This is a genomic window from Arthrobacter sp. UYP6, from assembly GCF_040547315.1.
Lineage (GTDB): Bacteria > Actinomycetota > Actinomycetes > Actinomycetales > Micrococcaceae > Arthrobacter_B.
Genome location: NZ_JBEPPM010000011.1, coordinates 86,251 through 112,544 on the forward strand (window position 1 = coordinate 86,251; position 26,294 = coordinate 112,544).

Genomic DNA, 26,294 nt, shown 5'->3' on the forward strand with positions numbered 1-26,294 from the left:
GTGCGGCCCAGTCTTTCACCTTAAGCTTGAAGGGTGAAAGATAGCGTTGAACAATTGCCGGAGCAGCCCGTGGAAACAGCCGAAACAGCGCCTGCGCATCAGGTGGGGGTGGGCCCCTGGGAAGGGCCGCTGCCTGAAGGCGATCACTGGGACCCGGAGCTGCTGGCCAACGGCGATGTCCGCAACGTGGTGGATGAGTACCGGTACTGGAACCATGAGGCGATTGTGGCGGATCTGGACACCAAGCGGCATCCGTTCCATGTGGCCATTGAGAACTGGCAGCATGACTTCAACATCGGCACCGTGGTCCGCACCGCCAACGCCTTCATGGCCAAGGAAGTGCACATTATCGGACGACGCCGGTGGAACCGCCGGGGCGCCATGGTCACCGACCGCTACCAGCACGTGCGCCATCACCCGACCGTCGAGGACTTCGTGGAGTGGGCCCGCGCCGAGGGCCTGCGCATCATCGGTATCGACAACTTTCCGGATTCCGTGCCGCTGGAAACCTATGAACTTCCCGAGAACTGCGTGCTGGTCTTCGGCCAGGAGGGTCCGGGGCTGAGCCCGGAAGTCCATGCCGCCGCGGACGCCACCCTCTCCATTGCCCAGTTCGGTTCCACCCGGTCCATCAATGCCGGCTCCGCTGCGGCTATCGCGATGCACGGCTGGATTCGGCGTCACGTGTTCGGCCAGAAGGTGAGCTAAGCGCGCACCGGAGGGGCCCGCGCGCACCGGCCCTGCGGTCCTCTGCCGGGCCGCGGTCCGTTATGCAGTGACACGGCCTGATGCCGCAAGGATACTTGTGGCTAGGATGTAGGAAGCCAATGAGGGCCCTGGCCCTGCCGCTATCGACCTTGGAGTCAGCATGCCTATTGCAACCCCTGAGATTTATGCCGAGATGATCGACCGCGCCAAGGCCGGGGGATTCGCATATCCGGCAGTGAACGTCACCTCCTCCCAGACCCTGAACGCAGCACTGGCAGGATTCGCGGAGGCCGGCTCCGACGGCATCGTCCAGGTGTCCACCGGCGGTTCCGCCTACTGGTCCGGCGCCAAGATCAAAAACATGGTCACCGGCTCGCTGGCCTTCGCCGCCTACGCCCGCGAAGTGGCCAAGAGCTATAACGTGAACATCGCACTGCACACTGACCACTGCCCCAAGGACAAGTTGGACGACTTTGTGCTGCCCCTGCTGGCTGCCTCCGAAGCAGCGGTCAAGCGCGGGGAAGATCCGATCTTCAACTCGCACATGTGGGACGGCTCGGCGGAAACCCTCGAGGACAACCTGCGCATCGCACAGGACCTGCTGGCCCGCACCCATGCGGCCAAGATGATCCTCGAGGTGGAAATCGGCACGGTGGGCGGTGAAGAGGACGGCGTGGAAAACGCCATCAACGAAAAGCTCTACACCACGGTGGCCGACGGCATGAAGACCATCGAGGCGCTGGGAACCGGCGATAAGGGCCGTTACCTGACCGCCCTGACCTTCGGCAACGTGCACGGCGTGTACAAGCCCGGCGGCGTGAAGCTGCGCCCGGAAATCCTTAAGGACATCCAGGACGCCGTGGGCGAATCCATTGGCCGCGAACGCCCGTTTGACCTGGTCTTCCACGGCGGCTCCGGTTCCTCCGCACAGGAAATCGCGGATGCGGTGTCCTACGGAGTGGTGAAGATGAACATCGACACCGACACCCAGTACGCCTACACCCGCCCCGTGGTGGACCACATGTTCCGCAACTACGACGGCGTCCTGAAGGTCGACGGCGAAGTGGGGAACAAGAAGCAGTATGACCCCCGCGTGTGGGGTGCCTCGGCGGAAGCCGGCATGTCCGCCCGCGTGATCGAAGCAGCGCAGAACCTAGGATCGGCAGGCAAGTCCCTCTAATGTCAGATGAATTCCGCAAGAACCTGCTCGGGCCCGAGCCCACGTACCTGCCTGAGGAGTCCGACGTCGTCGCTCGCCTCGAGGCCGGGGACGAGGCCCTGGACCTGGCAGCGAAACACCCCACTTCCTCGCAGGTCTGGGCCATCCTGGCTGACGAGGCCTTCGAAGAGGGGCGCACCATTGAGTCCTACGCCTTCGCGCGGGTTGGCTACCACCGCGGCCTGGATGCGCTGCGGCGGTCCGGCTGGCGCGGGGCCGGCCCCATCCCGTGGGAGCACGTGCCGAACCAGGGGTTCCTGCGTTCGCTGTACGCCCTGGGCCGGGCGGCAGCGGCCATCGGCGAGGCCGAGGAAGTGGATCGAATCACCAAATTCCTGAACGAATCTGATCCGCAGGCCAAGAATGCCATTGAAGGACGCGAGTCCTGATCCGGCCCTGACCCGCAGCTAAAGGCCGGGTGCCCAGCTTTTGCCGGGCACCCGGCCTTTGCCATGTGCCGATCCACCTCCTGCTGCCTCGTCACCACCCGCCGGTGCCCGGGGCGCCCTTGAACGGGCCGGTGATGCGCCCGGTAATCCAGCCGCCGTAGAAGTCGCCGTCCTGCGCCCGGACCACTTCCCCCTCCACTGTGCAGCGATCCATCTTTCCCGGATATACCGCCGCCCTGCTGGCCAGCTGTCCGTAGCCGGGACTCGGATCCGGATAGGTCCAAGCGGCGCGGTCCGCCCGGACGCCTCCGCCGATGACGTCAAAATAGGCCGCCTGTCCCTTGTATTCACACCAGGTGGCGCCGGCGGCTCTAACGAGCGAATCCGGAGCAAAGTCCTCCAGCGGGATGTAATACACCGGCGGATGGCTGGTCTCGAGGACCCTGACGGCCGAGGTGGTGTCGGCTATCAGCTGCCCGCCGAGAAAAATCTGCACGTGCTCCGAACTGGGCTCGACGCGCGGCGGCCGGGGGTAGTCCCAGACGGATTCCCGGGCGCTCTCCTGTGCCGGATGCAGAGGGTGATTTTCCATGGCCAGCCTTTCGCCTGCCGGCCGAAGCCGGACACCGTACCCGGATCTCGGATGATGGCGGGTTAAAGCTTGCTTCGGAGCCGTGGTTGCCCGGGATGGGTGTCTCGGGTCCACGATTTTTGGGATGGGGAAAGCTAGTGCAGAAGGCGGGCGTAGACGACGTAGTTGTCCTCGAAAGTTCCCGTTTTTGAGTCGTAGCCGTCGCAGGTGATGAGCCGCAGTTCCGGGAGAACTGTAGTGCCGTAGACCTTTTCGGTGGGAAAGGCATCTTTCGGGTACAGCTCGCCTGACAGCACTAGGAACACGGCGGTGGTTCCGTCCTCGCGCTGCACCTGTACCTCGTCACCGGGCTGAAGCCGGCGCAGGTTCGCAAAGATTCCCGGGCCGCCGTCTTCGGCATTGACGTGGCCAAGGATCACCGCAGGCCCGGGCTCTCCGGGTTTTGGTGAACCGGTGTACCAGGCGGCGGGGGCCCCGGGGCTGCCTGGAGGCACTTCCAACGTGCCGTCTTCCCGCAGTCCCACCTGCATCAGGTCCGATCCCGCAGAAATGGACGGAAGTGCCAGGGTTCTTGGCAGCGCCGTGATGTGGCCGGCGGGGGCAGGACCGGCTGTGTCTCTCGGGTCGGCGCTGACGGTCCTGCCAGGCGACTGAGCGGGTGGCGACGGCGGCAATTGCCAGGACGACGCCGACGCTTGTGGCGGCGCCGCATCCGCCCCGGGGCCGGAACTGCAGCCCGAAAGCAACAACTCTGCTGTGATGAGCAGGCTGGCGGCCGCGGTGGCCCGAAGGCTCCTGCGGCCGCCAGCCTTGGGTACGGTCTTTGGGATCATGGGCGGTGGCGCCCCAACTCACCGGACCGTGTTCGCCTGGAACTAGGCATGGTTTCCGTTACGGCGCCGAATGACGTAGGTTCCGGCCCCGGCGGCTGCCAGCAGCAGTCCTCCGCCGAGGGCGACCGGACCGAAGTCCATACCCTTCTCCGTTGCCACACCGGCATCGACGCCTCCTTTGGGTACGCCGCTCATCTGGTCGGTTGGCATCGTTGGCACCGATGTCCCGGAGGGTTCCGATGTGGGCGGGTCGCTGGGGGGAGAATCGGGATTTTCGCAGGCGATTCCGTCCTTGTCACGGTCCAGCGCCGGAGCATAGCGGGGATCACCGGCAGGAATGTTGTAGACCCCGTCCGCAGCCGCAGCGTCACAGTTTGGATAGGGAGTGGTCATGGCGAAAGCCGGCGTCGCTGAAAGAATCGAGAAGCCGGTTACCGCTGCGAGGGCTAGTCCTGCAGTGCGTTTTTTCATTGTGGCTCTGCTTTCCATGTGGGGTAGTCATCCGAGTGATGGGTGACAGGAAAGAGAGTATGAAGAAGGTAGTTTTGTCACCCGGGTAGAAGGCGATTTTGCCTCGGCGGCAGGCAGAAAAAACCGACACAAAACCTCGTCACGGAAGAATGCTGGTAGTCACAGCCACAATTTGCGGTTTGGGCGGCACCGAGCTGAAGCCAAATCGAACGGGCGGGCTGACGGGGGACAACCCGCCCAGATCCCGACCATCCCAGCTGGCCAGCGCTCCCGTGACGGAACGGATGGACCGGACACCGTAGTATTCTCGGCGTCCGCCGCCCGCAGACCCGGACGTCCTAACGCCGGGCACCAGCAGCCCGGCCAGGGGGCTGACGGCTCTCAGCCAGCGCGGATGAACGGCCAGCGGGGGTGGAACATGCTCCAGCAGCTGCCCGAGGAAGGTGCGCGGACCCAGATCCGCCCTCAACCGCAGCGGCCCTGCGCTGACCAGGAGCTGGTCGGCCGTGAGCCGGGCATCGACGTCGGCCACGTCCACCGCGTCAAAATGATAGGTGCCGGCAATGTAGTCCGCGACCTCCTGGTGTGGGGCCAGCAGCATTCGGGACCCGGCGGCGTTTTCCGCCATGACGTCCGTGAAGGCGCCAAACGGGGATTCCAGCCAGTGGCCCACCACTAGTCGGGTGCCGGAGGTGGTTCCTATACCGGCAATAAAGCCGCGAAAACGGTCCATCGGGCCACGCTACGCCGAGTTCACTCCGAGTAATACCCGGTATGCCGCCGCCAAAAGAGCGGAGGACATACAATCGGCTAAACTTGATAGGTAAGAGCCCCGCGACTCCGGCTAGACCCGGCCCATAGCCATTTCCGGTCCGACCTGCGAGTTCAGGGGCGTTCTCATGCACGGAAGCGGATCGCGCCGTCGGCGTTTCTCCCTTTCGTAACTAATGGGGGAGGATCCCATGCCCGCAATTGTCATCGTCGGCGCCCAGTGGGGCGACGAAGGTAAAGGTAAGGCCACCGACCTGCTGGGGGGCCGTGTCGATTATGTCGTCAAGCCCAACGGCGGAAACAACGCCGGCCACACCGTCGTCGTCGGCGGTGAAAAATACGAACTCAAGCTTTTGCCGGCCGGCATCCTGAGCCCCAACGCCATTCCGGTGATCGGCAACGGCTGCGTAGTGAACCTCGAAGCGCTGTTTGACGAAATCGACGGTCTCGAAGCCCGCGGCGCCGATACATCCAAGCTGCGGATCTCCGCCAACGCCCACCTGGTGGCTCCGTTCCATCAGGTCATGGACAAGGTCACCGAACGCTTCCTGGGCAAGCGTGCCATCGGCACCACCGGACGCGGTATCGGGCCGGCCTACATGGACAAAGTGGCCCGCCTGGGCATCCGCGTCCAGGACATCTTCGACGAATCGATCCTGCGCCAGAAGGTCGAAGGCTCGCTGCGCCAGAAGAACCAGCTGCTGGTGAAGGTCTACAACCGCCGCGACGTGGACGTCGAAGAGGTTGTCGAATACTTCCTCTCCTATGCGGACCGGCTGCGGCCCATGGTCATTGACTCCACATTTGAGCTGAACCGTGCGCTGGATGAGGGCAAGGTTGTCCTGATGGAAGGCGGCCAGGCCACGTTCCTGGACGTGGACCACGGCACCTATCCGTTTGTGACCTCCTCCAACCCGACGGCCGGCGGCGCCTCGGTGGGCTCTGGTATCGGCCCCACCCGCATCACCCGCTCCGTGGGTATCATCAAGGCCTACACCACGCGTGTCGGTGCCGGCCCGTTCCCCACCGAACTCTTCGACGACATGGGGCTGTACCTGCAGAAAACCGGCGGTGAGTTTGGCGTCAACACCGGCCGCCCCCGCCGCTGCGGCTGGTACGACGCCGTGCTGGCGCGCCACGCCTCGCGCGTGAACGGCTTCACTGACTACTTCGTGACCAAGCTGGATGTGCTCACCGGCATCGAGCAGATTCCGGTGTGCGTGGCGTACGACGTCGACGGCGTGCGGTTCGACGAAATGCCGATGACGCAGACCGACTTCCACCACGCGAAGCCGATCTTCGAGTACTTTGACGGCTGGACCGAGGACATCACCGGCGCCCGGACGCTGGACGATCTGCCCAAGAACGCCCGGGACTACGTCCTGGCCCTGGAAAAGATGTCCGGGACGCGGTTCTCCGCCATCGGCGTTGGCCCGGACCGCGAGCAGACCATTGTGGTGCGGGACCTGATCAACGAGTAGTTCGGACCAGATTGGCTGCGGCCCTGTAGGCAGGAGTTTCCTGCCGCCAGGGCCGCAGCTGTCTGGGTGGGCAAAGAAATAACATGGGGGAAATCATTTAACGCAGCCCTCAGCGCCGATCCAGGAAACACGACGGCCCTGGCGCTGCTGGGCCGCACCGCTGCTGCGCTGAGCCCGGCCGCCGGTGCCGCTCCGGATGCCCCGGCCCGGCAGGATGCTGGGGAGGCCAAGGCCCCCTTCGACTGGGACCGGGCGGAAGCCGACGTTGGCTCGGACGTTCCCCCTCCGTTCGTGGCGGAACCCCAGCCGGGTCAGACCAGTCGCAGGGTGGTGATGCAGGTGGGACTGTCCGCGAAGGTGCTGAAGGTACCGGTTGCGGTTCCTGCCGCCGAGGTGATTGTCAAGGATCCGGCAATGTCCTTGGGTAGCCAAAAGCCCACAAACCCGTTGTCGTAGGTGCTGGCGGCATCGTCCACCAGCACGGTTCCGGCCGCATCGGTAATCAGTACCTGCACGGGAGTGTTCACGAGTTCACCCTGGCAGCCGGAGAGGCTGTGATGGAAGCAATCATGCGTGGTGGTGGTCCAGGGTGCCACAGCCAGGTAGAACTCATCCTCCGGCATGGTCAGGACAGCTTCCTGCCCGTCATCCTGAAGGGTGACCGAATCGTAGGTCACCGACGCCGAAAGTCCGCTGGCCCGGTCCTCGTTGGTACGGTCCAGCTGCTCAACAACCTCTGAGACGGTGGCCCGCTCCAAACCGTGCTCCCGCAGCAGATCATCGCTACCGGCTGCGCTACCGGCTGCGCTGCCGGTCCCGCCGGAGGCACAGCCGGCGGTCAGCAGCAGCGCGGAAACGGGCAGGATCAGGCGCATCAGTTGCATGGAGCAAGCCTAATGCGTAGCAGCGAGGAACCTTGAAGCGGGCCGGGTCCTACCAGCGGTGCCGGGCTTCCTCAATCCAGCCACCGAGGCCCTCCAGCGAGTAGCTGGTGCCGTCCGGGGTGCGTGCCGTTCCGGACCAGGTGCCGAAGGCCTGCCAGATCTCCGAGGAAATGACCCCGGCTTTGGTGGCGGACTCCCTGCGGTGGAAGGGTGTGAGCACGGCGTCGATCCAGGGGCCGTGCACGGTCCAGGTGGAGGCGGGATCCGCGAGGTCGTAGGCGAACTCCAGCTCGCCGTCGTAGTGATGCAGCCGGCCGTCCACCATCAGGGCGTTTTCCGTGGCCGGTGTTCCGGCCGTCCACTGCCCGCCCACCTGCAGGCCAATCCGGGTGCCGTCCACTGTTCCCGAGCCTGCACCCCAGGTCCACGTGGTCCGGTACGGCCAGCGGCCGCGGCCCCGGTCCAGGACGGCAAAAGCGTCCGCTCCGACGGTGAACGTCTTGCCGTCCACCGTCACCGTTCCGGACACGCTGCGGGCCACATCCTTGAGCGTGTATTGGAACCGCCGGTCCGACCACGGCACCACCACGCCCAGCACGTCGCCCGCGGCCGGCGCATACAGGTCCACCGACACCCGCGGGGACCGGGCGCGCAGGTGGGTGCCGCCGTCGTCGTCGTGGAAGCGCAGCGACACATCCCCCGCGGTGCCGAGCGCCGTGAGCGGCGGCAGCGTATCCGGGAGCACGATGTCCGCGCCGCGCGGCAGGATCTTCAGCGGTTCGATGCTGATTTCCTTTCCGGTGGTGCGGTCCAGGACATAGATCTGCAGGCTCGCGGCGTAGCCAAGGTTCACGATGGTCATGCCCAATGCCAGCTCGGGCGTCAGAACACCCCAGTATTCCCAGCGCTTGGTGCGCATCCGGGATGCTGTATTGCCCGGGAGCGCAGTGCGGTGCAGCGGTGAGCGCGAATAGCCCACCGCCTCCGGGTTGAGGGTTCCGCGGGCAGTGGTGAGATCCGTGGGCAGCGTGAGTTCGTCCATGCGGCCCAAGTCTAGGCGGCACGCGGATCCGCACTGCAGGACACTCCCGGCCGGTGCGTCACCCGGGGCCCCTCCTGCGCCCGTGCTGCACGTAGAGAACGTGGTCTAGGCTGGGGGAAATCCACGTTTGAAAAGAAAGCGGTGCGGCAATGTTGGTGAGCGTAGGCCAGTTCAGTCCCACGGGCGACGTCGGGGAGAACCTTGAGGTGATGCGCTCGCTGGCCGCCAAGGCCAAGGCGGATGGGTCCGAGCTGATCGTGTTCCCCGAAGAGTCCATGTTCAGTGTGGGCAGGGTTCAGGGTCCGCTGGCTGCTGCCGTTGACGCGGGCTGGAGCACGTTTGTGCAGCAGCTGTCCATCCTCGCGGCAGAGCTGGGCATCGCCGTCGTGGCCGGCGGATACGAATCCAGCGGCGAGGAACGGCCCTACAACACCTTGGTGCTGATCGAGGACACGGGGCGGATTGCGGACACCTACCGCAAGCTGCACCTGTATGACGCGTTCAGCTACTCCGAATCCACCCGTATCAAACCCGGCGACGGCGGCGTGAAAGTGGTTGAGCTGGGCGGCATCAAGGTGGGGCTGATGACGTGTTATGACATCCGGTTCCCGGAGCTGGCCAGGGCGCTGACGGACAAGGGCGCGGACCTGCTGGCGGTTCCCGCCGCGTGGTTCAAGGGTGAGCACAAGATCGAACACTGGGAAACCCTGCTCAAGGCCCGCGCCATTGAAAACACAGTCTGGGTAGCCGCGGCCGGCACCTCCAGTCGCCATACGGTGGGACACTCGGTCATCCTGGACCCGATGGGAGTGCCGCAGGCATTCCTCGATGACGAAGCGGAGGCCGTGGTCACCGCCGAGGTCACACGGAAACGGATCGACGACGTGCGTGAGTTCCTCCCGGTTCTGAAGAACCGGCGGTTTGCGGCGAATGAACGAATCAATTCCGCAGAATAGGGCTGCCTGTCCCGGTGTGGTCGTTTCTTTATTCCCGGATTACCAGCGCGGGATACGATGTGAAACGCCCATCCTTCCGCGAGGGAAAGACCGAACCTTGGCCAATACCCTGACAGAGGAAATCCTCTCTGCCGCGCGTGCAGCGGAACCCCAGGCCCTGCGCGAAATCTATGAGTCACTGGCTCCTGCCCTTTTGGCCTACCTTGCCGGCAAGGGATGCGATGATCCTGAGGCGCTGACCCAGGACGTGTTCCTGACCGTGTTCGGGAAATTGGACAGCATCACCGGCGGGGTGCGGGGACTGCGAACCTTCGCATTTTCTGTAGCCCACGCCCGTATGGTCGATGACACCCGACGGCGCGAGCGGCAACCGGTACTAACGCAGTTCCACTCCCATGCCGACGCCCGGGTCAGCGCGTCCGCTGAAGATGCGGCCCTTGGGGCTGGCACCGGAGTGGCGGCACTGCTGGCGGGACTCTCGCCGCGGCAGCAGGAGGTGCTGCTGCTGCGCATTGTGGCAGACCTATCCATCGAAGAGTCGGCCCGAATCATGGGCAGCACGGCAGGCGCCGTCAAGCAGCTGCAGAACCGGGCTCTGAAAACCCTCAGGGACCGGCTGGAACGAGAGGAGGAACTCAATGATGAACGAATCGCCTGATCAGGACGACGCCGTGATCCGGCGACTCCTCAAAGAATCGGAGATCGACGAAACCCCCGAGCTCCTCGAGGGACTGCGCCAGCTGCGGTCCTTCACCGGCTCCCCGGCCGTTGTTCCGACCGGGGAGCTGGCCGCATTGCTGGCGGACACCGTTCGCCCGCGCTCACGCTCACCGCGCCACCGGGGCCTAATTCTCAGTTTTACGCTGGCCGCAGCCATGGGGGCGGGAGCCTCGGGCGTTGCTGCCAGCAGTGACCTGCGCGTGACCAGCGAGTCGCATGTCTCGCACCCCGACCCATTCACGTCGATGTCGGCTCCGGAAGGATCCGAGCCGGCGGCGGAGCAGGATGACCTTTCCGCGACCGCTGGAACTTCCACACCAGCGGATCCGGCAACTGCGCCGCCTGGGTCCGATGGTGCAACGGCTGCTGCCCAGGCAGGTGCTGACACTGCCGCCGCGGCCGCCGAAGGACTGGCACCGGAGTCCACGGCTACCCCTGCCGCTGGTTCGCCCGTGCCCGCGCTTCCGGCCGGTACCGCCGGCCCTGAGGCCGGCGCACGTCAGGATTTCGCCGACGTGCCCGTACCTGTGCCCGCTGCCGCCGGTGCCGTTCCACCAGCGGATGCGGCACCGAAGCAGCCTGCACCCCGAAGCTCCAAGGCGAAGGATGATCCCGGGTGCAGGGACGACGCCGAAGCGCCAGGTAATACCGGCAGGCACCGAGCCGTCGACAGTGAAAACAGTGCCGGACGCGGCAGCGGTGAGCGTGCGCCCGGCAGAGACGGGGAATCCGGCAGGGGCCCCGCCGTCCACGTGCACGGCACGGGCAGCGGATACTTCCGCGGCCCTTAGACGGTTAGCTGCCGCTTGGAGGAAATGACTCCGGTATTAAAGCCGGCCAGGTTCAGCCCGCCGTGGAACCGCGCATGTTCAATCTTCACGCAGCGGTCCATCACCACGTCCAGACCGGCGGCCTCGGCATCCCGGGCCACTTCCTCATGCCAGGAGCCCAGCTGCAGCCACAGCGTTTTGGCACCGACGGCTATGCTCTCCTGCAGTACCGACGGCAGATCGTCATGGCGGCGGAAGACGTCCACAATGTCCGGAACTTCGGGCAGGTCAGCCAGCGATGCGTAGACCGGCCGGCCCAGGATTTCCTTAGCCACGGGGTTCACAAAATAAACCGTGTACGGCGACGATGACAGCAGGTATGTCGCCACGAAGTAGGACGCCCGGGAGGGTTTGTCCGAGGCACCCACAATCGCGATGGACCTGGCCCGGCGCAGCAGCGCGAGCCGCTCGGGGGCGTTCGGGCCTTCCCAGGTGCGCGGGGCGGCAGCGGTTTCAGCGGACATGGGCGGACTCCTCAAGGTCAGCGGCAGGGCTGGCCTGCGGGATGGTGCACGATTGCGGGGCTGCCCCCGCCGGCAGGGTGGATGAGGTCAGCGGTTCGGGTGCCGCAACCGCAACCGCCAGCGCCTGGTCCAGGTCCCAGAGAATGTCCTCCAGATCCTCCAGCCCCACCGAGATCCGCACGAGGTCCTCGGCCACGCCGGCGGCGGAGAGCTGTTCGGGTGAGAGCTGGCCGTGCGTGGTGGAGCCGGGGTGGATCACGAGGGTGCGCGAGTCGCCCACGTTGGCCAGATGCGAGGCCAGCTGCAGGGCCTCGATGAAGGCTCTACCCGCAGCGCGGCCTCCGCTCACGCCGAAGCTGAACACCGAGCCCGGACCCTTGGGCAGATATTTCCGGGCCCGGTCATAATGCGGGTGGGAGGGCAGCCCGGCATAGCTGACCCAGGACACCCGCGGATCCTTTTCGAGCCACTGCGCCACCGCCAGGGCGTTGCGCAGATGCTCGTCCAGACGCTGCGGCAGGGTTTCCACGCCCTGCAGCAGCGCGAACGCGGACGTCGCGCTGAGGGTGGGCCCAATATCGCGCAGCTGCTCGGAGCGCAGCTTCGTCAGGAACCCGTATTCGCCGAAGTTGCCCCACCAGGAGATGTTCCCGTAGCTGGCCACCGGTTCGGTCATGGCGGGGAACTTCCCGTTGCCCCAGTTGAACTTTCCGGACTCGACGACGACGCCGCCCAGTGTGGTGCCGTGCCCGCCGAGGAACTTGGTGGCGGAGTGGATCACAATGTCCGCGCCGTGTTCAAACGGGCGCACCAGGTAGGGCGTGCTCAAGGTGGCGTCCAGGATCAGCGGCACACCGGCGTCGTGCGCCACCTTGGCCAGCCCCGCGATGTCGGTGACCTCGCCGCTGGGGTTGGCCACCACCTCGGCGTAGACCGCCTTGGTGTTCTCCCGGATGGCCGCGGCGTAGTCCGCCGGGTCGGTGCCGGCCACAAAGGTGGTGTCGATGCCGAACCGGCGCAGGGTTACGTCCAGCTGGGTGACGGTGCCGCCGTAGAGCTGCGCGGCGGCCACAATGTGGTCGCCCGCACCGCACAGGGCGGCGAAGGTGACAAATTCGGCGGACATGCCCGACGCCGTCGCCACCGCTCCGATGCCGCCCTCCAGAGAGGCGATGCGCTCCTCGAAGGCCGCTACGGTGGGGTTGCCGATGCGGGAGTAGATGTTGCCGTACTTCTGCAGCGAGAAGAGGTTGGCGGCGTCGTCGGTGTCCTTAAAAACAAAGGACGTGGTCTGGTAGATGGGCACGGCCCGGGCGCCGTGCGTGGCGTCGGGGGTACCGCCGGCGTGCAGGGCACGGGTGCGGAAACCGAACTGGCGATCACTCATGGAATGAGTGCTCCTTCCTGGTGGGCCGCGGCCAAGCCGCGGGGAAATCGTTGCAAGTTGGGGACGGCGGACGAACAATGGGGACAGAAGCGGGGGAGCCGCGCGGAGCGACAAAGGACGTGATCCCGATGGACCAATATGTGGTTGTTCTCGAAACCGGCTACAAGCTGGCCTCCGCCAATCACAAGATCACTGCCACTGAGCCGCTGCCGCATGTCGAGGCGAACCGACTGTTCCTGGAGCTGCTGGACGGCCAGCATGCCGACCTTTTGCCGGCGAAGGCGGACACCAGCTATCTGGAGGTCTCTCCGACCGAGTTCATGCGTATCCACCGGGCCATGGGCGGTGCCATGGTGATGGACCGGGTGACCCTGGCCCGCGTTCACTGACGGCCTCCGCTGCGGCGCGCTTGGCACGCTGCGGCAATGTCCGCGATGCACGGCTCGTTCTGCAGGCTGGTGGTATCGCCTAGCGCGGTGCCCTCAAACAGCTGGGTGAGCAGGCGGCGCATGATTTTTCCGGAACGCGTTTTGGGCACGTCAGGCACTACGACGACGGCGGCCGGCTTGGCGATCGGCCCGATCTGGCGGGCCACATGAGCCCTCAGTTCTGCCGTGACGGTACCAGCGTCCTGCGCCGCTGCCTCGGTCAGGACCACGAACGCCGCGATGGCGTGTCCGGTCTTCGGATCGGCAACCGGGCAGACGCCGGCTTCGGTGACCCAGGGGTGGGAGACCAGCGCTGATTCGATCTCGATCGTGGAGAGCCGGTGACCGGACACGTTGAGCACGTCGTCAGTGCGGCCGAGGATCCAGGTGTGGCCGTCGTCGTCGTACTTGGCGCCGTCTCCGGCCAGGAACCAGCCCTGCCGCGCGTACTGCCGCCAGTAGGAGGCCAGGTAGCGCTGCGGGTCGCCCCAGACCGTGCGGGCCATGGCCGGGCCGGTCTTATCCACCACAATGAATCCCTGCGTGTTCGGCGGCACCGGATTTCCGGCCTCGTCCACAATCCGGGTGCTGACCCCGGGTAGGGCACGGGAGGCGCAGCCGGGCTTGAAACTAGTGTCCGTGGGGCGCGGGGAGAGGATGGTGGCGCCGGTTTCGGACTGCCACCAGGTGTCGATCACGGGGGCCTCGCCGCGGCCGATCTGCGTCCGCATCCACTGCCAGGCCTCCGGATTCACCGCCTCGCCCACGGTGCCGAGCAGGCGGATCGAGGACAGGCTGTACTGCGCCGGAACGCCGTCCGGAAACCAGCCCATCAGGGACCGGACCAGGGTGGGTGCGGTGTAGTAGCTGGTCACCTTGTAGCGGTCGATGATTTCGAAGTGCCGGCCGGGATGCGGTGTATTGGGGGTGCCCTCGAAGATCACCTGGGTGACGCCGTTGGAGAGCGGACCGTAAATTTCATAGGTGTGGGCTGTGACCCAGGCCAGATCAGCGGTGCACCAGTGCACGTCGGTGTTGCGGGCGGCCTCGTCCGGGTTGGCGAAGAGGTACTCGTAGCTCCAGGAGGCCTGGGTGAGGTAGCCGCCCATGGTGTGCACCAGGCCCTTGGGCCGTCCGGTGGTGCCGGAGGTGTACATGATGAACAGCGGCGTCTCGGCGTCGAACGCTTCGGGCTTGTGGACGTCTGAAGCGGTGTCCACAATGTTGTGCCACCAGACGTCGCGGCCCTCGGTCCAGGCAATGTCGCAGCCGGTGCGCTTGACCACCAGGACGTGTTCAATGGCGTTTTCCCCGGAGACCGCCTGATCGGCGTTGTCCTTGACCGGTACGGCGGTCCCGCGGCGGAACTGCCCGTCGGTGGTGACCAGCAGCTTGGCGCCGGTGTCCTCCACCCGGAACTTCAGCGCCTCCGCGGAGAAGCCGCCAAAGACCAGGGAATGGACGGCGCCGATCCGGGCGCAGGCCAGTGTGATGACAATGGTTTCCACGATCACCGGGAGGTAGATGACCACCCGGTCGCCCGTGCCGATGCCCAGGTTTTCCAGCGCATTGGCGGCCCGGGAAACCTCCCGCTGCAGGTCCGCGTAGGTGACGGTGCGCCGGTCTCCGGGCTCACCCTCGAAATGCAGGGCCACCCTGTTCCCGCGGCCGGCGGCCACATGCCGGTCCACACAGTTCACCGCCACGTTCAGGGTGCCGCCGGCGAACCATTCGATCGCGGGAACGCTGTAGTCGGCGTCGGCCTCCGGGACCTCCGGTGCGCTCAGGCGCTGCGGGGGCGTGAAGGTGTGGGCGGTGTGCCAGGGCTGCTCCCACTGCAGCCGGCGGGCGGCTGCTTCCCAGAAGGCGATGCGTGCGGATTCGGTCTCGGCCTCGGTCTGCGGGAGGGCGGCTGGGTCCACCGGCGCAGCCGTGGGGGCGGACTTCTCTTCCAGTGCCGGGCTCAGGCCCATTTTGCCACCGCCTTCTTCTCGGCGAGGCCCAGGAGGGCGTCAGTGGCTTTGCCGATCACGGCCAGCAGGATGATGGCCAGCAGCAGCCGGTCGGTGCGCCCGTTGTTTTGCGAATCGGTGAGCAGGAAACCCAGCCCCATCGAGGAGGCAATGAGTTCCGCGGCCACCAGGAACAGCCACGACTGGGCCAGGGCCAGGCGCAGCCCGGAGAACACGGCGGGAACCACGGCGGGCAGCTGCACTGTGGTCAGCAGCTTCAAGCCGTTGAGTCCAAAGGCGCGGGCCGCTTCCACCAGGTTCCGGTCCACATGGCGCAGCGCCAGGGACACGGTAGTGAACACCGGGAAGAAAGCACCGATCGCAATCAGCGTGATCTTGGAGTCCTCACCGATTTTCAGCCACAGGATCAGCAGCGGCACCCAGGCCAGCGACGGCACGGCACGCAGTGCTCCGATCATCGGACCCAGCAGGACGTCGGCCACCCGGGATAAACCCAGCACAGACCCCAGCGCCAGGCCCAGCAGCCCGCCGATGGCAAAGCCAATGAGCACACGCTGGGTGGAGATGGCCACGTGGTTGCCCAGCTGGCCGCGGCCGATCAGGTCAGCCGCAGCGGTGTACACGGCCGCGGGGGAGGGCAGCTGGACCGGGCTGAAGATTCCGGCAGCAGTGGTGATCTGCCAGGCGGCCAGTACCAGGGCGGGAACCACCAGGCCCAGGCCCGCCCGGGTCCAGCGGTTGGTGAGGACGGTGCCTGCTGCCGGGACCCCGGTGCCGGTCCCGGTGTCGGCGCTCGCGGGAGTTGATGTTCTCACGCCGGAACTCATGGGGCATCCTTGATGGCTGCAGGATCGGCGGAGTTCACAAAGGAGTCATCCAACAAGCCGTCCAGCGCCTTGTCCACGGCGTCCTGGCTTGCGACGTCACCGGTCTCCACGAGGGTGGGGCCGATTTTCTCCAGGACGCTGCGCTGAGCCTCGCCGGGTGCGGGGTCCACGTCCAGATTGCTGCGTTCCAGCACCACGGTCTTCGCTACAGCCAGGTCCAGTCCGGCGACGTCGGCGAGGATCTGCGCGGTTTCCTCCGGGTTCTCTGCCGCCCAGGCACGGGCCTTTTCATAGGCGTTGACCACAGCCTGCGCCAGCTCCGGGTCTTCCTTCAGGAACGATTCGTTGGCGGCGAGGATGCCGTAGGTGTTGAAGTCCAGGTTGCGGTAGATCAGCCGGGCACCGTTTTGTTCAGCGCCCGCCATGATCGGATCCAGTCCGGCCCAGGCATCCACCGAACCGTTTTCCAGTGCGGTCCGGCCGTCCGCGTGCTGCAGCTGTTCCACCGTGACGTCGTCGAGGCTGAGTCCGGCCTCGTCGAGGGCCTGGACCAGGAAGAAGTAGGGATCGGTGCCCTTGGTTGCGGCCACCGACTTGCCCAAAAGGTCCGCCACCGAGGTGATATCCGAATCCGCGCCCACCACCAGGGCGGCCCATTCCGGCTGGGAGAAAACGTCGATGGCCTTGATGGGTGAGTCGTTGGCCCGGTGCAGCAGGGCCGCGGAACCGGCGGTGGAGCCAACGTCGATTGCTCCGGACCGCAGGTTCTCATTGGCTTTGTTGGAGCCCGCTGACTGCACCCATTCCACGGTGACGCCGTCTTCGGCCAGCGTGGCTTCCAGCCAGCCCTGGTCCTTGATGATCAGGCTCAGCGGGTTGTAGGTGGCGAAGTCAAGGGTGAGGGTGCCGCCGTCGGCCGCGTTGGCGTTGGCGGCGGCGTCGGAATCCTCGCCGGCCACGCAGCCGGTCAGCAGCAGCGAAGTGGCGGCAGCAGCTGCGGCCAGGGCCTGAAGCGTGGTGCGGCCGGCGGGGAGGGACGTGCGGGAACGGCTGTTCATGGGAGTTCTTTCTGCTGGAAAGGAAGGCGAAGGGGGGCCGTTTGCGCCCAGAATGACGCGGATCGGCTGGAGAAATGCCCCCGGAGGGGACGCAGTGCGGGTCTGCTAGTGGCGGTCGACGCCGAGGCGGGCCAGGAGTTCGCCGCGCATTCGGGCCAGCTCCGCCGACGCACGGTCGCGGGGACGGCGTCCGGGCACGGTGATGGTGTCCGTGATGGTGGCTCCCGCGGCCCCGGGCTGCTTCCCCAAAATGATGATGCGGTCTGCCAGCTGGAGGGCTTCGTCCACATCGTGGGTTACCAGCAGCACCGTGGTGGGGGTCGCCTTGTGCACGGAGAGCAGCAGGTCCTGCATCTTCAGCCGGGTCAGGGCATCCAGGGCGCCGAACGGCTCATCGAGCAGCAGCACCCCGGGCGTCCGGGCCAGGGCGCGGGCAAGGGAGGTGCGCTGGGCCATACCGCCGGAGACAGCCCGCGGACGGTGCTTGGCGAAAGCCGCCAGCTCCACCAGATCCAGCAGCTCAGCTACTTTGGCCTTGCCGTTTTTGGCGCTGATGCCCTTGGGCAGGCCCATGGCGATGTTGGCCTGCAACGTTTGCCAGGGCAGCAGCCGCGGTTCCTGGAAGGCGACGGCGCACCGCTCGTCGATGCCGCGGACCGGCGTTCCGTCAATCCGGATCTCGCCGGCGGTCGGCGCATCCAACCCGGCTGCGGCCCGCAGCAGCGTGGACTTTCCGCAGCCGCTGGAGCCCAGGATGGCAAGAACCTCGCCGTGGTGAACGTCAAAGGTGATGTCCCGCAGCACCTGGTGGGTTTCGCTGCCGGAACCGAAAGCACGGCCGAGTCCGGAAAAGCTGACGGGAAGGGCGGAGCCGGCGGAGCACCCAGGGGACGGGGCGGCGGCAGGGGACTGGGAAGCCAGAGCGGTCATGTTAATCTCCATCGGTCCTGGCAGTAGCACCCTACGGAAAACACCTTGGGCCCTCAGTGGGCCTCCTGCGGTGCTGTCCTTGTTATTGCCGTCTCTCAAGGAGGAAATACGGCAACCAGGGTTGCTGCGGCTTCACTGATCCAGGTCTCTCAGCCGCTCGGGATGGTCAAGAGCAACTAAACGCTCCATTGCGGAAACGGGCAAGTCCCGAGCGTAATATTTCGACGCCGCCCCTAGGCACGCAGGCTGTTCAGGGCGGGGTGGGCCGCCAACCCGTGCTCCCCGTACAAGGCCCACACCAAGTAGGCAATGGCCAACGGAGCTTCCGCCCCGCCGATCAGCAGCGGCTCGCTGGAATGAAATTCGAGCACCATGCTGTTGTTTTCCGGCTCCGGATAACAGGCCGAGACGTGTCCATAGGCAAAACTGAGCCATCTTCCGTTCACCTGGCAGATAATCCTGCGGTTCGTCAGGAACATTTGCGTGTGCTGGCCTTCGCGCCATTGCTGTTGGGACGCCGCATCAGCAGCTCGTCTTCGGGAGCGGTTGGCAAGGGCGGTAATTCCTACGCCCGCCAGGACGAATGCGGGGCGGCCCCAAAAGAAACCCGAAGTATGAACATACGTTCCGTTGAGACCGTAATAACGTGCATAGTCAGCGTTTATCAACAGATGAACGGACTCCCCCGGTTCCAGCACAATGCCCCAGACTTCGAGGGCGGCAGGGGGTTGGCCTCTTCCGAGGTGGTCCGCCAAGATGCGCGCCGCCGACCATGAAGTCTCGTAGGCCCGCTGGAGATCCGCCTGCGCCCGTTCAGCCTTGGTGAAATGGCCGCGGGACCGTCGGTGAGCGCGGAATACCCGGTACCCGTTTTCCACCGACTTGATGAAGAGATAGATGCTCATAATGATCGATGCGCCGATGATTCCGAGCAGGATCAGGCCCTTGGGGATATCGCCTAGCCCGGAGGCAACAACGGCATTCATGCCAAGGGGGCCCATTACATAAACGGTTGCTATTCCCGCCAATGGCAGGAACCAGCCACAGTGCTTCTTCATGCGGTCACCCTAGCCGTGTCCGAGGGAGACAAACACCGGAATTTTCCGGTTGTGGACAACCGGCCGGACGTCGCAGGTGGGGCTTCACACAGTGTCATCTACTTCCCCTTGCAGTTCCGTCGTGCAGATACTGGTGACGCAGGATCATGAGTCCCAACGCGAAGCTCTGGCTGGTTGGGCGGCAACCCTCTTTCCGTAGCGGGGTGCCCCAGATGAGGATCCGGCCGTTCCGCGTCCGCGAACGGCAAGTACGGCGCTCCTTCGCGGGTGCGTCCCGTTCCGAAGGATTTCCCCGTGACCAACCATTCCAACCAGTCCGAACAGCGCACCCAGCCCGTCCCGGCAAGCCCAAGCACCCGGCGGCAGATCCGGTTCAACGCCTTTGACATGAACTGCGTGGGCCACCAGTCGCCGGGACTGTGGCGCCATCCGCAGGACCAGTCCGCCAACTACACGGACATCCGGTACTGGGCCAACCTGGCCCAAACCTGCGAGCGCGGGCTGTTCGACGGCATCTTCATCGCCGACGTCCTGGGTACCTATGACGTGTACGGAAACTCCAACGAGGCCACCCTCCGTCAGGGTACGCAGGTTCCCGTCAATGATCCGCTGCTGCTGGTCTCCGCGATGGCCCTGGTCACTGAGCACCTCGGCTTCGGAATCACCGCCGGCACCGCCTACGAACACCCCTATCCCTTTGCCCGCCGGCTCTCCACGCTGGACCACATCACCAACGGCCGGGTGGGCTGGAACGTGGTCACCGGCTATCTGCCCTCCGCCGCCCGGAACATGGGCGCGGCAGACCAGCTCGAGCACGACGAGCGCTACAACCATGCGGATGAATACCTCGAGGTGATCTACAAACTGCTCGAAGGCTCCTGGGAGGACGACGCCGTGGTCCGCGACAAGGAACGCGGCATTTTCACCGACCCGTCCAAGGTGCATGACATCAACCATGAGGGCAAGTACTTCAAGGTTCCCGGCATCCATATCAGTGAGCCCTCCCCGCAGCGCACACCGGTGATCTACCAGGCCGGCGCCTCGCCCCGCGGCATCGCGTTTGCCGCCGGCAATGCCGAAGCCGTCTTTGTGGGCGCACCCACGGTGGAGAAACTCAAGGCTACGGTCACCAGGATCCGGGATGCCGCCGAGGCCGCCGGCCGGGACCGGCACTCCATCCGCATCTACACCCTGCTCACCGTCATCACCGCCGCCACCTCAGAGGAGGCTGCGGCAAAGCACGAGGAATATCAGCGGTACGCCAGCGACGAGGGAGCCCTGGCCCTGATGTCCGGCTGGATGGGCGTGGACCTGTCCACCTACAACCTGGACGAACCCCTGGGCAACGTGAAGTCCAACGCCATCCAGTCCGCGGCGGCGAACTTCCAGAAGGCCAAGGACGACGGCGAACCCTGGACGGTGCGCGACATCGCCGAATCCGCCGGTATCGGCGGTCTGGGCCCGCGGATGGTGGGTTCCGGTGCCCACATCGCGGAGGAGATGATCCGCTGGGTGGAGGAGACCGACGTCGACGGCTTTAACCTGGCCTACGCCATCACGCCGGGAACCTTTGAGGACATTGTGGAATTTGTGGTTCCGGAGCTGCAGAAACGCGGGGCGTACCGGACGGAATACACGCCGGGAACGCTGCGCAACAAGCTCTTTGGTGCCGGCGACAAGCTGCCCGCCGAGCACCGCGGTGCATCCTTCCGCCTGCAGCCGGCGGCGGTTCCGGGCACGTAAGCCAGCGGCCCGGACCTTTGCGGTGCGGGTTCGGGCCGGAGGCATTGACCGCGGATGGAGCGCCTCCTTACGTTTGAAGGGTCCGCGCAGTGCCCTCCAGCGAGCAGGAGCCCGTCATGGAATCTTCACCCAGTGCCTCCGGAATGGCCCTTTCCGCCGACGGCACCCAAATCGCCTGGTCCCGGCAGGGTGACGGGCCGCCGCTGGTCATCGTGGATCCCCTGACCTCGGACCGGAAGAGCTCAGCCACCCGGGCGCTGGCTGATGTCCTGGCGGGAAACCACACCGTCTATACCTATGACCGCCGCGGGCTGGGGGAAAGCGGGCTCGGCGAGGAATACACCGCCGAATCCGACGTCGATGATCTGCTGGCCGTGGTGCAGGTGGCCGGCGGCACCGCTGACCTGTACGGCTTCGCGTCGGGGGCCTTCCTGGCGCTGCGGGCCGCCGAGGAATCTGCCGTCATCACGCGCGTCGTTGCACTGGAACCGGCACTGGCCCTGGATGAGGGCGAAGACGAGATGCTGGTGCTGCAGACGGAACTGGAAGGACTCGGCGGCGTCCGGGTCCCCGTGCTGGTCCTGGCCGGAAGCGCCAGCGGCGACGAAACCCTAGACCTTGCCCGCCGGGCCGCCGAAGCCCTGGATGAGGGAGAATTCCAGCTGGTGGAGGGCAGCGCGGCCAGTGGCCCCGACGCGGCCCTGGTGGACGCCATTGAATCTTTCCTGAGCTGAGCCGCCCGTGCGGGCGTAAGCTGGAGCCCGATTCGAAGGACTCCACCGAAGGACGGCAGATGCCACACATCAATGACCCCGCAGTCATCGAAGCGCTCCTGAAGAACCGCGGCTCCCGCTGGGCGGTGGTGGGCCTGTCCAACAATCCGCTGCGCACCGCCGTCGGCGTCTCCCGCTATATCCAGGACCACCTGGGCATGGAGATCATCCCGGTCAGCCTCAAGGGCGACGACGTGCACGGCAACAAGGGCTACCGGAGACTCGATGAGATTCCCGGCTCCATCGATGTTGTTGACTGCTTTGTGAATTCCTCCCGGGTGGGCGACATTGTTGACCAGGCCATTGCCGTGGGTGCCAAGGCAGTCTGGCTGCAGCTGGGCGTCATTGACGAGGCGGCAGCGCAGCGCGCGGCCAACGCCGGCCTGGACGTGGTCATGGACACCTGCCCCGTAATTGAGGCACCCCGCTTCGGGCTTTAATAAGCAGCGCCGCCACGGCTTCCTGCTGCCCCCGGATGACGTCACAAACGCCTATGTGACGCCATGCAGGTCACATTCCGCAATCATGAGCCGTATGAGGTCACGCCCGTTGCGCATTCGGGGCGCCGCAGCCAGCATGGAAACCGTAACCATCCAGAGCGGCTGAGAGACCTGGCTCCGTGACGCCGCAGCAACCCTTCCGCGATCCTGCGGAGCAAGGGTGCTACCGCCAGGACCGATGGAGAAGCATCCGCTTTCATCCGGTCCCTTGGAGCATGCCCCGGCGTGCGCTTCTGCGGACCGGCCGGCGGTGCGCACCTCTTCTCGGGCCTTGACCCAGGAGGAACACATGATCCGGATTGAGAATGTATCAACCGTGTTTGACACCGGCGGGCAGCAGCTGACGGCAGTGGACAACGTTTCGCTCGACATCAGGCGTGGAAGCATTCAGGGGATCATCGGGTTCTCCGGTGCCGGCAAATCCACCCTGCTGCGCAACATCAACCTGCTGGAGCGGCCCACGTCCGGCCGTGTCCTGGTGGACGGCGTGGATCTGGTGGAGCTCGGCACATCGGAACTGCGCGAGCGGCGGCATGGAATCGGCATGATCTTCCAGCATTTCAACCTGCTCAACAATCTCACCGCGGCACAAAACGTGGCGCTGTCCCTGAAGTTCGCCGGGCTCGGGAATGCCGCCGAACGCCGGCGCCGGGCGTTGGAGGCGCTGGAAATCGTTGACCTGGCGGAGAAGGCGGGCACGTATCCCGCGAAGCTCTCCGGCGGTCAGAAGCAGCGGGTCGCCATTGCCCGGGCCCTGGCCACCCGGCCCAAGGTGCTGCTCTGCGACGAGCCCACCTCCGCCGTCGACCCCCGGACCACGGCGTCGGTGCTGCAATATCTGGCGGACGTCAACGCCCGCTTCGGCATCACCATTGTGGTGGTCACCCATGAAATGAACGTCATCAAGGCCATCGCTGAGAACGTCGCGGTGATGGAGGAGGGGCGGGTGGTGGAACAGTTCGACCTTGCCGAGCTCAAACGCCCGGACTTTACCCCGTCCACCCTGATTGGCCGCTACCTGGTGTCGGATGAAATCCGGCTGGACCGGACCGCAGCCGCGGCTACCCACGCTTCCGCCGCAACCCCGGCGGTCAACAGCCGAGAAGGAGCCCTCTATGTTTGAACGCATCCTTGAGGTCTGGCCGGAGCTGCTGGCCGCGCTGGGGGAAACCGGCACCATGCTGGTGATTGCCATTCCGCTGGCCGTGCTGCTGGGTACCCCGCTGGGAGTGCTGCTGTACGCCGTCGGCCCCCACGGGCTGTCGCCCAAACCCAAGCTGCACCGGATCCTGGACACCCTGGTGAACCTGGTGCGCTCCTTTCCGTTCCTGATCCTGCTGATCGCCATCATTCCCTTCACCCGCCTGCTGGTGGGAACCACCATCGGCACGGCCGCGGTGATTGTGCCGCTGACCATCAACGCGGTTCCCTACTTTGCCCGCTTCGTGGAGCAGAACATCACCGCGCTGGGCGGCGGCGTGGTGGAGGCAGCCCGCTCCATGGGCGCCACCCGCCTGCAGATTGTCCGCGATGTGCTGCTCGTCGAGGCCCGCCCGGCCCTGATCAGCTCGGTGACCATCATGACCGTCAGCTTCATTTCCTACTCGGCCATGGCCGGGCTGGTGGGCGGCGGCGGCATTGGGGACTTCGCCATCCGCTACGGCTATTACCGCTATGAAACGGGTCTGATGGTCACGGCAATTGTGCTGATGATCCTCCTGGTCCAGGCCGTGCAGCTGAGCGGCTCCTGGATTTCCCGGCGCGCGGACAAACGCACCTGACCCACCGCTGACCCGTTCCCGACCGGCGCCGGTTGCCTTGCCGGGCCTTCACCTTCAAAGAGGACATTTTGCGCTCCACCACACCCAAAAACAGTTCAGGCGCACCCAGCCGCCGCACCCTACTCGCCTATCTCGCCGCCGCCGGGGCTGCCGCACCGGTCCTGGCCGGCTGCGGGTTCCAGACCGCCGCCGACGCCGGGGCAGGGAACCGCACCATCCGCCTCATTTCCTCGCAGGTCAAGGTTTATGAGGAGCCGGTGGTCATTGCCGGCAAGCTCCTCGCCCAGAAGGGCTGGAAGCTGGAACCGACCTTCGTCAACGACATCAACCAGCCCAACATAGCGGTGGCCAACGGGGAAGCGGAGGCCAACTGCTTCCAGCACATGGCCTATCTGGCGCAGTTCAACCGCGATAAGAACCTGGACCTGGTGCCCCTGTTCTACATCCGCAATTCCCCGGCGGTGCTGTACTCCCAGCGGCACACCTCACTTGCCGACCTGCCCGACGGCGCGACCATCAGCATCCCCGTGGACCCGGCCAACAACGGCCGTGCCCTGTTCATGCTCCGCGCCCACGGCCTGCTGGAACTGTCCGACGGCGCCAAGGTGGTTACCGCCTCGCAGCAGGACATCACCGCGAACCCGCGGAACCTGAAGTTCGTGGAGGTGGATCAGCTCTCGCTCAGCCAGACGCTGGCGGATGTGGACGCCGGCTTCATGTTCCAGTCCACCGCCATCGACGCGGGCATTCACGAACAGGCAGCCGTGGTGGCCCAGGAGCAGGAGGAAGACGAAATTCCCTACCGCTCGGTCTTTGCCGGCACCCGGGACTTTGCCGCCGGCGCGGGAGCCCGGGAACTGCGTGCCGCCATCCAAAGCCCTGAAGTCCGGGAGTTCTTCGCGGGATACCAGGACGGTTTCTTCCAGCTTCCGTGGGACGAAGACCCCCAGCCCGCCTTCGAAGCACTCAGCCAGGCCTGAGCCGAAAGGACACCATGACCACCCCCAGTTCCCGCTATCCGCAGGGCCGTCCGCGGCTGCTGCTCAACGCGTTCCTGATGAACACCACCAGCCACATCCGCGGCGGCCAATGGCGCCACCCGGAGGCCGAACAGCACCGGTTCAACGAGCTCTCGCTGTGGACCGGGCTGGCCCGGCAGCTGGAGGACGCCAAGTTCGATGCCCTCTTCTTCGCCGACGTGGTGGGCCTCTACGGAGACCACGACGGCGGCTGGGAATCGCATGTACGCCGCGGTCTGCAGGTGCCGGCCAATGACCCGGTGCTGCTGCTCGCGGCCCTCGCCGGGGCAACCAGCGAGATTGGCCTGGCGGCGACGTCGTCGGTGGTCCAATCCCACCCCTTCCAGTTTGCGCGGCAGATGTCCACGCTGGATCACCTCAGCAATGGCCGCGCCGGATGGAACATCGTGACGTCTGTCCTGGACAACGCGCACCGCAACTTCGGCTCCGACGGCCTGGCTGCCCACGGCTCGCGCTATGACTGGGCGGACGAATACGCCCAGGCGGTCTTCAAACTCTGGGAGGGCTCCTGGGATGAGGGCGCCCTGATCCAGGACAAAGCGGCCGGCGTGCACGCCGACCCGGCGAAGGTGCACAAGATCCACCACCGCGGCCAGCGCTATTCCATCGACGGCCCGCACCTGACCGCACCGTCCCCGCAGCGCACCCCGTTCCTGTTCCAGGCCGGCAGCTCCGGACGCGGCCAGCAGTTCGCCGCCGCCAACGCCGAGGCCACGTTCATCTTTGCCCCCGGTCCGGCGCACGCCGCAAAAGTGGCGGCCGGTGTGCGCAGGCACGCCGCCGACGCCGGACGCCTGCCCGGTGACATCAAGGTCTTTACCGGGCTCTCCTTTGTGGTGGGCGGGACGGAGACCGAAGCGCAACGGAAAAAAGCGGAGCTGGATGAGTATCTGGACCTGGACGCGGTGGTGGCGCACATTGGCGGCGGGCTGGGCGTGGACTTTGGCGGACTGCCGCTGGAGACCCCCGTGGGCACCATCGAGACCGAGGGCGGCCGCGGCGTGCTGGAGGCGATCATTGCCTCCACGCCCGGCCGGAACCCCACCCTGGCAGACGTTGCCCGGTACCGCACCGAGGCGCAGCAGATCACCGGCACCCCGGAACAGATCGCCGATGAGCTGGAGCGCTGGCAGGACGCCGGGGTGGACGGCATCAACATCATCAACGCCGTGCTGCCCGGCTCCTATACGGACTTCATCGACGGGGTGCTCCCCGAACTGCGCCGCCGCGGTCTGGCCCAAACCGGCTATGCGCCGGGCACCTTCCGGGAAAAGGTCTTCGGACGCAGCCCGGATTATCCCGGCCCGCTGCTGAACAGCCGCCATCCGGCCGCCCGCTTCCGCGGCGCGTACGGTGCCTCCACCGCCGCGGTTCCCACCGCCGCGGTGCCCTCCGCCGTCGTTCCCTCCGCCGCCGTCGCGGCCCGAAAGGACTGA

28 protein-coding genes and 2 riboswitches are annotated in these 26,294 nt (G+C 65.8%); of the genes, 15 read left to right on the forward strand and 13 right to left on the reverse strand.

Annotated features, from left to right (window positions below):
* Nucleotides 1–54: 54 nt before the first annotated feature.
* The 3 genes from ABIB35_RS11005 (at nt 55) to ABIB35_RS11015 (ending at nt 2,316) form a co-directional block, all read left to right on the forward strand.
* On the forward strand, nt 55–708 hold the full coding sequence (locus tag ABIB35_RS11005) for a TrmH family RNA methyltransferase (protein WP_354181415.1): 654 nt from the start codon (nt 55–57) through the stop codon (nt 706–708).
* A 160-nt stretch (nt 709–868) separates the two neighbouring features.
* The gene (gene fbaA, locus ABIB35_RS11010) at nt 869–1,888 is read left to right on the forward strand and encodes a class II fructose-bisphosphate aldolase (RefSeq protein WP_354181313.1); all 1,020 of its coding nucleotides are present in this window, start codon (nt 869–871) and stop codon (nt 1,886–1,888) included.
* On the forward strand, nt 1,888–2,316 hold the full coding sequence (locus ABIB35_RS11015) for a DUF3151 domain-containing protein (protein ID WP_354181315.1): 429 nt from the start codon (nt 1,888–1,890) through the stop codon (nt 2,314–2,316). The genes fbaA and ABIB35_RS11015 overlap by 1 nt, the downstream gene beginning before the upstream one ends.
* 91 nt (nt 2,317–2,407) lie before the next feature.
* Here the strand turns inward: ABIB35_RS11015 and ABIB35_RS11020 are convergent, their stop codons facing one another.
* From ABIB35_RS11020 to ABIB35_RS11035, 4 genes are all read right to left on the reverse strand, one after another.
* Nucleotides 2,408–2,908 (reverse strand): DUF427 domain-containing protein, encoded by a 501-nt coding sequence (locus ABIB35_RS11020; RefSeq protein WP_354181317.1) that lies wholly within the window; start codon nt 2,906–2,908, stop codon nt 2,408–2,410.
* 134 nt (nt 2,909–3,042) lie between these two features.
* Nucleotides 3,043–3,438 (reverse strand): sortase domain-containing protein, encoded by a 396-nt coding sequence (locus ABIB35_RS11025; RefSeq protein ID WP_354181319.1) that lies wholly within the window; start codon nt 3,436–3,438, stop codon nt 3,043–3,045.
* A gap of 345 nt (nt 3,439–3,783) precedes the next feature.
* Nucleotides 3,784–4,212, reverse strand: a complete 429-nt coding sequence (locus tag ABIB35_RS11030) for an excalibur calcium-binding domain-containing protein (protein WP_354181321.1) — start codon at nt 4,210–4,212, stop codon at nt 3,784–3,786.
* A gap of 139 nt (nt 4,213–4,351) precedes the next feature.
* Nucleotides 4,352–4,945, reverse strand: a complete 594-nt coding sequence (locus ABIB35_RS11035; protein WP_354181323.1) for a hypothetical protein — start codon at nt 4,943–4,945, stop codon at nt 4,352–4,354.
* A gap of 229 nt (nt 4,946–5,174) precedes the next feature.
* Between ABIB35_RS11035 and ABIB35_RS11040 the strand changes: the two genes are divergently transcribed.
* Nucleotides 5,175–6,464, forward strand: coding sequence for an adenylosuccinate synthase (locus ABIB35_RS11040; RefSeq protein WP_354181325.1), 1,290 nt, complete (start codon nt 5,175–5,177; stop codon nt 6,462–6,464).
* Between the two features lie 311 nt (nt 6,465–6,775).
* On the opposite strand, the gene ABIB35_RS11045 is transcribed toward ABIB35_RS11040, so the two are convergent.
* Both ABIB35_RS11045 and ABIB35_RS11050 read right to left on the reverse strand, forming a co-directional pair.
* Nucleotides 6,776–7,348 (reverse strand): CueP family metal-binding protein, encoded by a 573-nt coding sequence (locus ABIB35_RS11045; protein ID WP_354181327.1) that lies wholly within the window; start codon nt 7,346–7,348, stop codon nt 6,776–6,778.
* A gap of 49 nt (nt 7,349–7,397) precedes the next feature.
* Nucleotides 7,398–8,390 carry a DUF2804 domain-containing protein gene (locus ABIB35_RS11050; protein ID WP_354181329.1) on the reverse strand — a complete coding sequence of 331 codons (993 nt, stop codon included), beginning with the start codon at nt 8,388–8,390 and terminating at the stop codon, nt 7,398–7,400.
* Between the two features lie 149 nt (nt 8,391–8,539).
* Between ABIB35_RS11050 and ABIB35_RS11055 the strand changes: the two genes are divergently transcribed.
* The 3 genes from ABIB35_RS11055 (at nt 8,540) to ABIB35_RS11065 (ending at nt 10,857) form a co-directional block, all read left to right on the forward strand.
* Nucleotides 8,540–9,346, forward strand: a complete 807-nt coding sequence (locus tag ABIB35_RS11055) for a carbon-nitrogen hydrolase family protein (RefSeq protein ID WP_354181331.1) — start codon at nt 8,540–8,542, stop codon at nt 9,344–9,346.
* A gap of 97 nt (nt 9,347–9,443) precedes the next feature.
* On the forward strand, nt 9,444–10,004 hold the full coding sequence (locus ABIB35_RS11060) for an RNA polymerase sigma factor (RefSeq protein ID WP_354181333.1): 561 nt from the start codon (nt 9,444–9,446) through the stop codon (nt 10,002–10,004).
* Nucleotides 9,985–10,857 (forward strand): hypothetical protein, encoded by an 873-nt coding sequence (locus ABIB35_RS11065; protein WP_354181335.1) that lies wholly within the window; start codon nt 9,985–9,987, stop codon nt 10,855–10,857. Before ABIB35_RS11060 ends, ABIB35_RS11065 begins: the two co-directional genes overlap by 20 nt.
* Here ABIB35_RS11065 and ABIB35_RS11070 read toward each other — a convergent pair.
* Together ABIB35_RS11070 and ABIB35_RS11075 are read right to left on the reverse strand one after the other, a co-directional pair.
* Nucleotides 10,854–11,360, reverse strand: coding sequence for a CoA-binding protein (locus ABIB35_RS11070; protein WP_354181337.1), 507 nt, complete (start codon nt 11,358–11,360; stop codon nt 10,854–10,856). The genes ABIB35_RS11065 and ABIB35_RS11070 overlap by 4 nt on opposite strands.
* Complete coding sequence (locus ABIB35_RS11075) at nt 11,350–12,747, reverse strand: O-acetylhomoserine aminocarboxypropyltransferase/cysteine synthase family protein (protein ID WP_354181339.1); 1,398 nt, start codon at nt 12,745–12,747, stop codon at nt 11,350–11,352. The genes ABIB35_RS11070 and ABIB35_RS11075 overlap by 11 nt, the downstream gene beginning before the upstream one ends.
* 128 nt (nt 12,748–12,875) lie before the next feature.
* On the opposite strand from ABIB35_RS11075, the gene ABIB35_RS11080 reads away from it, so the two are divergent.
* Nucleotides 12,876–13,136: a hypothetical protein gene (locus tag ABIB35_RS11080; protein ID WP_354181341.1), complete on the forward strand. Its 261-nt coding sequence runs from the start codon at nt 12,876–12,878 to the stop codon at nt 13,134–13,136.
* Here ABIB35_RS11080 and acs read toward each other — a convergent pair.
* The 5 genes from acs to ABIB35_RS11105 all read right to left on the reverse strand — a co-directional run bounded on the left by acs (nt 13,130) and on the right by ABIB35_RS11105 (nt 19,021).
* Nucleotides 13,130–15,148, reverse strand: coding sequence for an acetate--CoA ligase (gene acs, locus ABIB35_RS11085; protein ID WP_354181343.1), 2,019 nt, complete (start codon nt 15,146–15,148; stop codon nt 13,130–13,132). The two genes, ABIB35_RS11080 and acs, sit on opposite strands and share 7 nt — an antisense overlap.
* The gene (locus ABIB35_RS11090; protein ID WP_354181345.1) at nt 15,139–15,975 is read right to left on the reverse strand and encodes an ABC transporter permease; all 837 of its coding nucleotides are present in this window, start codon (nt 15,973–15,975) and stop codon (nt 15,139–15,141) included. The genes acs and ABIB35_RS11090 overlap by 10 nt, the downstream gene beginning before the upstream one ends.
* A complete protein-coding gene (locus ABIB35_RS11095) occupies nt 15,972–17,033 on the reverse strand; it encodes an aliphatic sulfonate ABC transporter substrate-binding protein (protein WP_354181347.1) in 1,062 nt (353 codons plus the stop codon). The genes ABIB35_RS11090 and ABIB35_RS11095 overlap by 4 nt, the downstream gene beginning before the upstream one ends.
* 105 nt (nt 17,034–17,138) lie before the next feature.
* Nucleotides 17,139–17,963 (reverse strand): ABC transporter ATP-binding protein, encoded by an 825-nt coding sequence (locus ABIB35_RS11100; RefSeq protein ID WP_354181349.1) that lies wholly within the window; start codon nt 17,961–17,963, stop codon nt 17,139–17,141.
* A 233-nt stretch (nt 17,964–18,196) separates the two neighbouring features.
* Nucleotides 18,197–19,021: a hypothetical protein gene (locus tag ABIB35_RS11105; protein WP_354181351.1), complete on the reverse strand. Its 825-nt coding sequence runs from the start codon at nt 19,019–19,021 to the stop codon at nt 18,197–18,199.
* A 142-nt stretch (nt 19,022–19,163) separates the two neighbouring features.
* Nucleotides 19,164–19,278, forward strand: a riboswitch (SAM riboswitch).
* A gap of 37 nt (nt 19,279–19,315) precedes the next feature.
* On the opposite strand from ABIB35_RS11105, the gene ABIB35_RS11110 reads away from it, so the two are divergent.
* From ABIB35_RS11110 to ABIB35_RS11140, 7 genes are all read left to right on the forward strand, one after another.
* The gene (locus ABIB35_RS11110; RefSeq protein ID WP_502915773.1) at nt 19,316–20,764 is read left to right on the forward strand and encodes an LLM class flavin-dependent oxidoreductase; all 1,449 of its coding nucleotides are present in this window, start codon (nt 19,316–19,318) and stop codon (nt 20,762–20,764) included.
* A 116-nt stretch (nt 20,765–20,880) separates the two neighbouring features.
* The gene (locus ABIB35_RS11115) at nt 20,881–21,498 is read left to right on the forward strand and encodes an alpha/beta fold hydrolase (protein ID WP_354181353.1); all 618 of its coding nucleotides are present in this window, start codon (nt 20,881–20,883) and stop codon (nt 21,496–21,498) included.
* Between the two features lie 59 nt (nt 21,499–21,557).
* On the forward strand, nt 21,558–21,977 hold the full coding sequence (locus ABIB35_RS11120) for a CoA-binding protein (protein WP_354181355.1): 420 nt from the start codon (nt 21,558–21,560) through the stop codon (nt 21,975–21,977).
* A 146-nt stretch (nt 21,978–22,123) separates the two neighbouring features.
* A riboswitch (SAM riboswitch) is annotated at nt 22,124–22,222 on the forward strand.
* 104 nt (nt 22,223–22,326) lie between these two features.
* A complete protein-coding gene (locus tag ABIB35_RS11125; protein ID WP_354181356.1) occupies nt 22,327–23,160 on the forward strand; it encodes a methionine ABC transporter ATP-binding protein in 834 nt (277 codons plus the stop codon).
* Nucleotides 23,153–23,818 (forward strand): methionine ABC transporter permease, encoded by a 666-nt coding sequence (locus ABIB35_RS11130; protein ID WP_354181358.1) that lies wholly within the window; start codon nt 23,153–23,155, stop codon nt 23,816–23,818. Before ABIB35_RS11125 ends, ABIB35_RS11130 begins: the two co-directional genes overlap by 8 nt.
* A gap of 68 nt (nt 23,819–23,886) precedes the next feature.
* Complete coding sequence (locus ABIB35_RS11135; protein ID WP_354181360.1) at nt 23,887–24,798, forward strand: MetQ/NlpA family ABC transporter substrate-binding protein; 912 nt, start codon at nt 23,887–23,889, stop codon at nt 24,796–24,798.
* 14 nt (nt 24,799–24,812) lie between these two features.
* A complete protein-coding gene (locus ABIB35_RS11140; protein WP_354181362.1) occupies nt 24,813–26,294 on the forward strand; it encodes an NtaA/DmoA family FMN-dependent monooxygenase in 1,482 nt (493 codons plus the stop codon).